Below are 1,300 nucleotides of genomic sequence, written 5' to 3'. Positions count from 1 at the left end.
CGCTCGCGAGTTCGACCTGCATCCGCTCGCCGTCGAGGATGCGCTCTCCGGGCACCAGCGCTCGAAGGTGGAGCGCTACGGCGACACCCTGTTCGCCGTACTGCACCACCCGGAGCGCGAGCACAACAGCTGTCGCGCTTCCCTCAGCGACCCAGCGAGTGACTGCTTCGTTCACGGTGATTCCCCCATCAAAGTCACGTAGTCGGTGCGGCCGCGTAAGCTCAAGGGGCAGCACGAGTCACGCGGTCGGAGATGCCTTCCGGTACTGCACGTCCATTTGTGAGACCCAACGGGTCTCACAAATGACGCAGGCCAGTCCGATCCGGAACTGGCCGGAGGCGGCGCGCTGGTCGACCACGTCGTGCACTGCGCCGACCTGCTCGACGAGCTCCTGGGCGAGCGGGCCCAGTCGGTGCGCGCCGTGTCCAACAGCATCCTGCACGCCGAGCGCGAGCTCGAGGTCGAGACCGGCGGAATCGTCTCGATCCGGTACCCGAGCGGCGTCATCGCCACGATCGACTGCTCCTGGAGCTGGCCGATGAGCTCGGCCACCTGGGGCGGGCTGACCCTCCAGGTCGTCGCCGAGCGTGGCACCGTCACCGTCAGCCCCTTCGCCAAGGGCGTCGCCGGGCATGATGCGCACGGCGAGACCTGGAGCCCGGTGGGCGCCGACCTCGACGCGCTGCTGCTCGACGAGGTCGTGCACGCCGTNCGTCACCGTCAGCCCCTTCGCCAAGGGCGTCGCCGGGCATGATGCGCACGGCGAGACCTGGAGCCCGGTGGGCGCCGACCTCGACGCGCTGCTGCTCGACGAGTTCGTGCACGCCGTACGCGAGGGCCGGCAGCCGCAGCCCGACGCCGGCGTGGGCATCCGCACGGTCGAGATCGCCACGGCCGCTCAGGCCTCTGCCTCCCGCGGTGGCGAGGTCATCACGCTCTGAGCTCGCTCCGGGCGGGAAGGCGCGACGGGCCGGACACCCGACTCCCAGCAGACAGGGGTATGCTGACCCGTTGGGTCGTCCGACCCCGAAGAGTCCCGAAAGGCGGTGATGGCGATGTCCGGTGATAGTTACGACGCCGCCTTCGCTGCGTCGAGACTCCCTGCGTTCACGCGTTGACCTTCCGGTCCGCTTTCGCACGTCCTTCCTCGCAGCCGTCGGCGGCGTCATCCGCCCCTGACGAATCCGCGCACGGTGCTCTCTGCCGCCGTGCCCCTGCGAGAACGGAGCCGCATCATGGCGCTCATCGACAACGGCGTGTACGTCCACGGACGTCGCGTGGAGACCCCCAAGAACCTGGA

The 1,300-nt window shown here is 69.3% G+C and carries 2 pseudogenes; both read left to right on the top strand.

Going from position 1 to position 1,300, the window contains the following annotated elements:
• Window positions 1-103: pseudogene (locus ASC55_RS17725) on the top strand (transporter); the annotation flags it as partial.
• A 222-nt stretch (window positions 104-325) separates the two neighbouring features.
• Window positions 326-711 (top strand): annotated as a pseudogene (locus ASC55_RS12085) (Gfo/Idh/MocA family protein); the annotation flags it as partial.
• Window positions 712-1,300 lie beyond the last annotated feature (589 nt).

It is taken from the genome of Microbacterium sp. Root322, assembly GCF_001425645.1.
Classification (GTDB): Bacteria; Actinomycetota; Actinomycetes; order Actinomycetales; family Microbacteriaceae; genus Microbacterium; species Microbacterium maritypicum.
This window is presented reverse-complemented; position numbering and strand designations above follow the sequence as displayed.